At 68.5% G+C, this 7808-nt stretch carries 8 protein-coding genes and 1 pseudogene; 3 read left to right on the forward strand and 6 right to left on the reverse strand.

Annotated features, from left to right (window positions below; all coding sequences use genetic code 11):
• Positions 1 to 445 (forward strand): annotated as a pseudogene (locus tag ACH34S_RS41760) (hypothetical protein); the annotation flags it as partial.
• A gap of 601 nt (positions 446 to 1046) precedes the next feature.
• Here the strand turns inward: ACH34S_RS41760 and ACH34S_RS41765 are convergent.
• The 5 genes from ACH34S_RS41765 to ACH34S_RS41785 all read right to left on the reverse strand — a co-directional run bounded on the left by ACH34S_RS41765 (position 1047) and on the right by ACH34S_RS41785 (position 5240).
• Positions 1047 to 1412 (reverse strand): MmcQ/YjbR family DNA-binding protein, encoded by a 366-nt coding sequence (locus ACH34S_RS41765; protein ID WP_395958486.1) that lies wholly within the window; start codon positions 1410 to 1412, stop codon positions 1047 to 1049.
• 91 nt (positions 1413 to 1503) lie between these two features.
• Positions 1504 to 2880: an NADP-specific glutamate dehydrogenase gene (gdhA, locus tag ACH34S_RS41770; protein ID WP_395958487.1), complete on the reverse strand. Its 1377-nt coding sequence runs from the start codon at positions 2878 to 2880 to the stop codon at positions 1504 to 1506.
• Between the two features lie 379 nt (positions 2881 to 3259).
• A complete protein-coding gene (locus ACH34S_RS41775) occupies positions 3260 to 3907 on the reverse strand; it encodes a DUF4360 domain-containing protein (protein WP_395958488.1) in 648 nt (215 codons plus the stop codon).
• A 13-nt stretch (positions 3908 to 3920) separates the two neighbouring features.
• The gene (locus ACH34S_RS41780) at positions 3921 to 4580 is read right to left on the reverse strand and encodes a DUF4360 domain-containing protein (protein WP_395958489.1); all 660 of its coding nucleotides are present in this window, start codon (positions 4578 to 4580) and stop codon (positions 3921 to 3923) included.
• A 303-nt stretch (positions 4581 to 4883) separates the two neighbouring features.
• Positions 4884 to 5240 carry a DUF488 domain-containing protein gene (locus ACH34S_RS41785; protein WP_395958490.1) on the reverse strand — a complete coding sequence of 119 codons (357 nt, stop codon included), beginning with the start codon at positions 5238 to 5240 and terminating at the stop codon, positions 4884 to 4886.
• Between the two features lie 236 nt (positions 5241 to 5476).
• Between ACH34S_RS41785 and ACH34S_RS41790 the strand changes: the two genes are divergently transcribed.
• The gene (locus ACH34S_RS41790; protein ID WP_395958491.1) at positions 5477 to 6769 is read left to right on the forward strand and encodes an MFS transporter; all 1293 of its coding nucleotides are present in this window, start codon (positions 5477 to 5479) and stop codon (positions 6767 to 6769) included.
• Between the two features lie 12 nt (positions 6770 to 6781).
• On the opposite strand, the gene ACH34S_RS41795 is transcribed toward ACH34S_RS41790, so the two are convergent.
• Positions 6782 to 7042, reverse strand: a complete 261-nt coding sequence (locus ACH34S_RS41795) for a hypothetical protein (protein ID WP_395958492.1) — start codon at positions 7040 to 7042, stop codon at positions 6782 to 6784.
• 81 nt (positions 7043 to 7123) lie between these two features.
• Here ACH34S_RS41795 and ACH34S_RS41800 point away from each other — a divergent pair, with 81 nt between their 5' ends.
• Entirely contained in the window at positions 7124 to 7375 is a 252-nt protein-coding gene (locus tag ACH34S_RS41800) for a hypothetical protein (RefSeq protein WP_395958493.1), read from the forward strand.
• Positions 7376 to 7808: the final 433 nt, after the last annotated feature.

A 7808-nucleotide genomic window follows, 5' to 3' on the forward strand; every position in this document is an offset into this window, starting at 1 on the left:
CACCCTCACCGGCGGCGCCGCCCCCGGCCGCCTCACCGACGGCACCCCCATCCCCGCCGCACACGTCCGCCGCATCGCCCTCAGCGCGGGCGTCTCACCGCTGATCCTCGGGCGCGGCCATGTGCCGTTGTATCTGGGCCAGCGGGTCCGGTTCGCCACCCCCGGCCAACGCCAGGTCCTCGAAACCCTGTATCCGACGTGCGCGGTACAGGGGTGTGAGGTGCCCGGGACCCTGTGCGAGGTGGACCACGTCACCGGCTGGGCAATGGGCAGCCCTGCCGACATCGACCGGCTGGCCCTGTGCTGCGGATGGCACAACCGCTTCAAACACACCAACGCCGAACAGATGAACATCGTCCGCGACAGCACCGGACGCCACATCTACCGCGTTCTCCCACCACCGGACGCGCATGGGCCACCCGTCCACCTCGCCCAAGCCGCCTAACAACCGCCCACCCTGCAACAGAAATCAGCGGGCGAGCTTGATCCTCATGAAACAGGCAAGCCGATGGACGTCCTGCCCGACCACACCGCTGAATTGTGCGCAAATTTACGACGCCCCCGTGGGTGGTCACATCGGCGCCGTCCACGCCGCTCGCCGAGCCGGGTGGCTCATTGCGTGGAACCTGATCTGCCAAGGTTGCCGACTTCTTCAATCTTTCCGGCGGGGGCTGGACATGACCCCTCGACGTAAGCCCGCGCCGCCGCTGCCTCACCGGCGGCTGGCGACCGGCTCTCACGACTGACTGTGGGCCACGCCGCCGGTCGCTCCGGCCGAGTTACAGGTTGCCGCAGGGGATGTAGGAACGCACCTGGGTTGAGGTGCTGTTGTCGTTATTGTCCAGGACGGTCAGGGTCACGGTGTACGACTGGCTGCGGAGGCACCCGAAGGAGAATCCCGCGGTCCGGGTGGCATCGTTCAGGGTCAACACTGGCGTGGTGAATGTCTCGGGGGAGGCCGTGAACTTCGGATTGAACGGGCCTGTGCCTCCGAACCAGCGGGCGGAGCAGGAGATCGACCACCGGGTGCCTTGGGCGACGGGCCGTCAAGGGCGTAGTTCGTTGCGTTGGGCCTTGGTGAGGCGTGCCACGACCAATTCATAGGAGTGGTCGATCAGCTCCAGCAGTTCGTCTTCGGGGACCGAACCGTCGAGGGTCACGGTGTTCCAATGCCGCTTGTTGAGGTGATAGCCCGCAGTGATCGCGGGATAGCGGCCGCGGAGATCGACGGCCAGATCGGGATCGCACTTGAGGCTGATGCTCTCCTCCGCCGAGCCCAGCGGCACGAGCGCGAACATCCGTCCGGCGACTTTGAAGACCGCCACCTCGTCGCCGAACGGATAGTCCTCCACAGCTCCTTGCTTGGCCAGGCATTCCGCTATCACTCGGTCGCGCTCCGAGCCGTCCGCCATCACATGGCCCCCTGTCCATACAGGCCGTCGAAGACATTCTGCCGCGTGACCGGATCAGGCCGGTTCGCTATAGGGCCGCTTTAGAGCGGCCTTAGATCAGGCCCTGTGCGAGCATCGCGTCGGCTACGCGCTCGAAGCCTGCGATGTTGGCGCCGACTACGTAGTCGCCGGGGGCGCCGTAGCGGTCGGCGGTCTCGTAGCAAGTGTCGTGGATGGCGCTCATGATCCCGGCGAGCTCCTCCTCGACGCGGGTGAACGTCCAGGACTCGCGGCCCGCGTTCTGGCGCATCTCCAGCGCGCTCACGGCGACACCGCCCGCGTTGGCGGCCTTGCCGGGGCCGAACGCCACGTCCGCCTCCTGGAAGACGTGGACGGCCTCTGGCGTCGTCGGCATGTTCGCGCCCTCTGAGACGGCCTTGACGCCGTTGCGGACCAGGATCGCCGCCGCCTCCGCGTCCAGCTCGTTCTGCGTCGCGGAGGGGAGCGCAATGTCGGCTGGGACGTCCCAGACGCGGCCGCCAGGCACGAAGCGGGCGGACGCGCCGCGCAGGGTGGCGTAGTCGGAGACGCGGCCCCGGTCGACCTCCTTGACGTGCTTGAGGAGATCGAGGTCGATGCCCTTCTCGTCCACCACGTAGCCGCCCGAGTCGGACACGGTGATCACGTTCGCGCCGAGCTGCTGCGCCTTCTCGATCGTGTAGATCGCGACGTTCCCGGAGCCGGACACGACGATCTGCTGGCCGTCCAGGTCCTCGCCGCGCCGCCGGAGCATCTCGGCCGTGAACAGGACGTTCCCGTAGCCGGTGGCCTCCGTCCGGCCCGCTGAGCCGCCCCACAGCAGGCCCTTGCCGGTCAGGACGCCCGCCTCCCACCGGTTCGTGATCCGCCGGTACTGGCCGAACAGGTAGCCGATCTCGCGGGCGCCGACGCCGATGTCCCCGGCGGGGACGTCGGTGTGCTCGCCGACGTGCCGGTGCAGCTCGGTCATGAACGACTGGCAGAACCGCATGACCTCCTCGTCGGACCGGCCGTGCGGGTCGAAGTCGCTGCCGCCCTTGCCGCCGCCGATGCCGAGCCCGGTCAGCGCGTTCTTGAAGATCTGCTCGAAGCCGAGGAACTTCACGATGCCGAGGTTGACGGTGGGATGAAAGCGCAACCCGCCCTTGTACGGGCCCAGCGCGCCGTTGAACTCCACCCGGAACCCGCGGTTGACGTGGACGCGGCCCTCGTCGTCCTGCCACGGGACGCGGAACATGATCTGGCGCTCGGGCTCGATCAGCCGCTCGACCAGCTTCGCCGCACCCAGCCCGGGACGCGCCCCGAGCACCGGGCCGAGGGACTCCAGCACCTCGTGGACGGCCTGGTGGAACTCCGCCTCCCCCGGGTCACGCCGCAGAACCCTCTCGTACGACTCCTCCAGGACTGCCAAGATCTCGGGCGGGGCCGGCAGGCGAGGGGCCAACGGCATGGTGAAGATCCCTTCGTCGGATACCCCTCCATGCTAAAACCTGCTTTTCACCGACTTTGACAAGCCCCCACCACAGGACCTTGCCGATCAGCTCCAGCTCCCAGCCCGGGTTGCCCCCTCAATAGACCCCTGCTAGGCCCCCGCCACGCCCGTCCGCTGCGCCCGTCCGCCTCCGCTCGTTCGGTACGGCCGTCCGCCCCGCCTGGTCGTGGGAGCCCGTCTGGGGGGACGGAACGATCAGGCGGGGCGGTAGCGGCAGGCTGGGGCGGATATAAGCGCATTGAATGCGCGGGGTATAACGGACCGGGTCGCGTCCTCCCTGGGTGAGGACGCGACCCGGCGTGGGGCGACGTCCGCTATGAAGCGTCAGACGTCAAGATCAGGCGTCGCACTTCTTCCACGCGAGGTGGTAGGTCGTCTTGACGCTACCGTCGGTGGAGTCGAAGGCCATGAAGCTCGTGTCCTTCGAGGCGCCCTTCATCACGCGGAGCTCGGTGTTGATGTTGAAGTTGCGGTCCTCACCGCAGGGCTTCCAGACGAGCTCGGCGACCTCGGTGCGGTCGGAGAACTGCCAGTTGTCGGAGTACGAGCCCTTCACCGTGTGCGAAGACTGGCTCGTCTGCGACTGACCCTGGTGGTAGTAGCTCGCGCGCTGCAGGCCGGTCGCGCCCTCTTCGAGGTGCGCGAAGCCGCGGTAGTCGGCTCCGGCGATCGCGTAGGTGAAGCCCTGCGGCACGTGGACGCGGAGGGCCAGCTGGCAGTTCTTGCGGAAGTCGGTCGGGTTGGAGCTGCCGCCGGCCTGCGCGAGGTAGTCGCTGTAGGTGACGGTGAAGCCCGTGTTGTCGCTCGCCGGGGCGACCGCGGTGGTGCCGGCGGGGCAGCCGGAACCGTTCACGGTCAGCAGGTTGAGGGTGATCTGCTCGTCGGGCGGGGGGTCGTTGACGTCGGCGGACGCGGTGGGGGCCGCGGCCAGGGCCAGCGCCAGGGCGGGGATCGCCGCCGCTGCCGCAGTCAGGCTTTTACGCATTGTTCTTACTCCTTCACCACGCGGGGGGGCACTTCATCCACTCGAACCGGTAGATGGTCTTGATGCTGCCGTCGGCGGAGTCCATGGCCATGAAGGCCATTTCCTCCGGGTTCGAACCCTTGGTAACGCGGAGCTCGGTGTTGATGTTGAAGTTGCGTTCCTCGCCGCACGGCTTCCAGACCATCTGACCCACGTCGTTGGTGTCGGTGAACTGGAAGTTGTCGGCGTACTCACCCCGAAGCGTGTGCGTCTTCGCAGCAGTCTGCTGCTGGCCCTGGAAGTAGTAGCTGGCCTTCTGCACACCGGTCGCACCGGCCGGCAGGGACGCGAAGCCCCTGTAGTCGGTGTTGGAGATCGCATAGGTGAAGCCCTGGGGGACGTGCACCTTCATGCTGATCTGGCAGTTCTTGCGGAAGTCCGTCGACGCCGCGCCACCGCCTGCCATGACCGTGTAGTCGCTGTAGGTGACCGTGAAGGCCTCCTTGTCGTCCGACACTGCGACGGCGGCCGTTCCCGCCGGGCAGCCGGACCCGTTGACGGTGGCGATCTCGATCGTCACACCGTCGGGTCCCGGGACCAGGTACGACCCGGGAGCAGCGGCCGCCGCCGGCCCCGCTGACGCGGCGGCCATGGCGATAGCAGCGACCGCCGAAAAAACGATCCCTTTACGCATGCGATTCCTCCTTGCTGGAGCCTGCGCAAAAGGAGAGTAAAGCTGGCCGTTTAGAACGGTCAATCACCAACTTTCAACACGCGAAAACCGGGCCTTGACCTCGGTACACCTGCGTTGATCAGCAAGAATGGAGCGTCCAACGGCATTCATTGTGAACGGAACGTTCCATCAAGTTGAGGGATAGAATTCAATCGGCCTTACAGACCACATAGAAACCGTTCCAGAACCCGCGTGACGTGCGGCGGAACAGGGTGCCGGATGGCGTCTTTATGCCTTGGCACATTCCGGCCAACTCAATGACGTTTACCCACCATGCCGCAGAAGTGCCGCCAGGACTGCGGCCTGGCTGTGGTCGATGTCCCTGGTCGCCGTGAGGAGGGTGATGGTCCCCTGGCCGGCGAGCTCCCGAAGACGGTCCAAAGAGGCCGCTCGGCCAGGATCCTCAAGTTCGGCCTTGTATCGGCGGGCGAACTCGTCGAACTTATCAACACTGTGGCCGTACCACTTGCGAAGCTCGGTGGACGGGGCGACATCCTTCGCCCACTCGTCCAGCCGTGCCTTCTCCTTCGACAGCCCCCGCGGCCACACCCGATCGACGAGGATCCGCTTTCCGTCACCGGAAGAAACCTGGTCGTACACTCTGCGCAGTCGAACGTCCATGAGACCCCCCTCCCCGCCGTTCCCCCGAAAATGCCGATGCCAAGAATGCCGACCTCGAACGAATACCGCGCCGCACGGACCATCGAAGGCCTCAAGGCCCCAAGCCGTCGAGAACCCCTAGCCCTCGAAGGCCCTGCGGCTCCGAAGGCTCCGCGGTCCTGAAGGCCCCCGCGGCTTCGAGGGCCCGGCGGCTCCGAAGCTCTGGGATGTCGGTGGGGTCGCGTACGGTGCCCGGCGTGGCGGATGAGGAACGGGCACGGGCACGGGCGCCGCTGTGGCGGCTCAGCCCGGCGCAGCGGCTCCTCGAAGGCGGGGCGCTGCTGAACTCGCTCGCCTTCTTCGCGGCCATGCCGTTCGCGCCGCTGTACCTGAGCGAGCACACGGCCCTCGGGAAGCCCGCGGTCGGCGCGGTCGTCGGGGCGGTCGCGCTCACCGCCGCGTTCGGCGGCCTGCTCGGCGGGATGATCGTGGACCGGCTGGGCGCCGTCCCGCTCATGCGGGTCGGGCTGCTGCTCTACGTCGCCGTCTACGCCTTGCTGGCCACGGCCCGCGCCGCCACGGCGATCATCGTCCTGTTCCTGCTGCTGGGCGTCGCGCGGCTGATGGTGGAGCCGGGTGCGAAGAAGCTGCTGTCCCAGGTGGCGGACGGCGAAGGCCGCGTGTTCCGCGTCCGCTATATGACGCTGTGCGCGGGCGCGATCGGCGGCCCGGCCATCGGCGGCGCGCTCTACCAGGTCGGCGCGGTGGCGTTCTTCGCGGTCCCCGCTGGTTTCTACGCTGCCTACCTCGTCCTCGTCGTGCTGCGGCACGCGGACCTCGCGGCGCTCGAGCCGATCCGGTCGCGCCGGTCGCGTCGGTCGCGCCGGTCGCTTGGGCCGCCGCCCACCGTGCGGGGACGCGCGTCGTCCCGGAGTCCGGTGGCGGCGACGCTGCGGGACCGGCGGCTCCTCGCCGTCGTCACCGCCGGGATCGTGGTCTTCTTCGTCTTCTCCCAGATGGAGTCCATGATCCCGCTCTATATGAAGAGCAGGTACGGCGACCGCACCGAGGAGTACTTCGCCGCGCTATTCATCACCAACGCCGTCCTCGCCCTGGCCCTCCAGCTCCCCATCGACCGGGTGTCCGGACGGCTCGGCCGCAACGTCATGGTCGTCGCCGGTGCGCTGAACTTCACGGTCGCGTTCGCCTGCTTCTGGGCGAGCCCGTCCAGCCTGGCCTGGCTGTACGTCGGCATCGTGTTCTGGACGATCGGCGAGGGCATCCTGCTGCCGATGCCGGACATGGCCGTCCACGAGATGGCGGACGACGAGCACAAGGGCGCCTACTTCGGCCTGTCCGAGGTCCGCCAGCTCGGCTTCTTCCTGGGCCCGTTCGCCGGCGGCTTCCTGCTGGACGCCGGAACCGTGCCGTATTTCGCCGTCATGGGGACGTTCATCTTCCTCTGCGTCCCCCTGCTCCTCCGGCGCACCGCTGCACAGCCCTCTGCCCCGGCCCACGACGAAAACGCCCGAGTCCCCGACCCGACCTGACCCGGTGCCCGGTCACGGCGGACGGGGCGGGGTGGGGCGGTCGGTGGTGGTGGCGGTTCGGTGGGCGAATTCCGAGGCCGCGGTGCGGCGGGCGAACTCGCCCGCCAAGGCACGGCCCAGGACGTCGTCGTCGGGATGGTGCCGTTCCAAGTAGGTAAGGGCCTCGGCGAGTTCCCCGGCGGTCAGCCGACGCACCGGCTTCGTCGCCCATCGTGGAGGCGCGCCGCCGTCCGGACGTCCGGACGGGGGAGCCGCGGGCGGTTCCGTGTTCACGAGTCACACCTTTCCTTCGGTCCCGGTGACCAGCGGCGCGGCGGCAGGTGACGCCCCTGCCGCCTCGAATAGGATCGCCGCGTGCATTGGTGGAGCCAGCAGGCCTTTGACGCCGCCGCGGAGGCGCAGGCCGCCGACCCCTCGCCGGGGAATCTGATGGCGGCGGCCCAGGTGCAGGCGCTGGTCTCGATGGCGGAGGCGTTGCACCGCATCGCGTCCGTCCTGGAGGAACGGGACGGCGCCGAGAACGCCCCGAGGGCGACCACTCCGAACCCCCGCCCGTCCACCTGCGCAGGCCATGACCGATCGGCGGAACGCGTCCGACCTGCATAGCCCGCCCGCCATACGAAACCCGCCCGCTTTCCAAAGCCCGCTCGGCTTGCGCAGCCCCTTCGGTTTGCGTGCCCCGCCAGACCTGCGCGCCCCGCCAGACCTGCGCGCCCCGCCAGACCTGCGCGCCCCGCCAGACCTGCCTGGCCCGACCGGCCCGTCCGCCTTGCGGAGCCCGCTCGCTTTCTGAAGCCCCTCGGTCCTGCATGCCCGGCCAGACCCGCGTAGCCCGTCCAGCAGGCGAGACCCGCTCGCCTTCCGATGCCCGTCAGGCGTGCATGCCCGACCAGCCCCCCGTATCCCTTTCGGCTTGCGTAGCCCGCCGGCCTTGCGTAGCCCGCCGGCCTTGCGTAGCCCGCCGGCCTTGCGTAGCCCGCCGGCCTTGCGTAGCCCGCCGGCCTTGCGTAGCCCGCCGGCCTTGCGTAGCCCGCCGGCC

It is taken from the genome of Actinomadura sp. 3N508 (genome assembly GCF_044326375.1).
In the GTDB taxonomy this organism is placed as follows: domain Bacteria; phylum Actinomycetota; class Actinomycetes; order Streptosporangiales; family Streptosporangiaceae; genus Spirillospora.

Excerpts from the sequence above, each read along its gene's own strand:
- ACH34S_RS41765 (WP_395958486.1), bottom strand. The coding sequence starts at position 1,412 with ATGGCGGACGGCTCGGAGCGCGACCGAGTGATAGCGGAATGCCTGGCC.
- gdhA (WP_395958487.1), bottom strand. The coding sequence starts at position 2,880 with ATGCCGTTGGCCCCTCGCCTGCCGGCCCCGCCCGAGATCTTGGCAGTC.
- ACH34S_RS41775 (WP_395958488.1), bottom strand. The coding sequence starts at position 3,907 with ATGCGTAAAAGCCTGACTGCGGCAGCGGCGGCGATCCCCGCCCTGGCG.
- ACH34S_RS41780 (WP_395958489.1), bottom strand. The coding sequence starts at position 4,580 with ATGCGTAAAGGGATCGTTTTTTCGGCGGTCGCTGCTATCGCCATGGCC.
- ACH34S_RS41785 (WP_395958490.1), bottom strand. The coding sequence starts at position 5,240 with ATGGACGTTCGACTGCGCAGAGTGTACGACCAGGTTTCTTCCGGTGAC.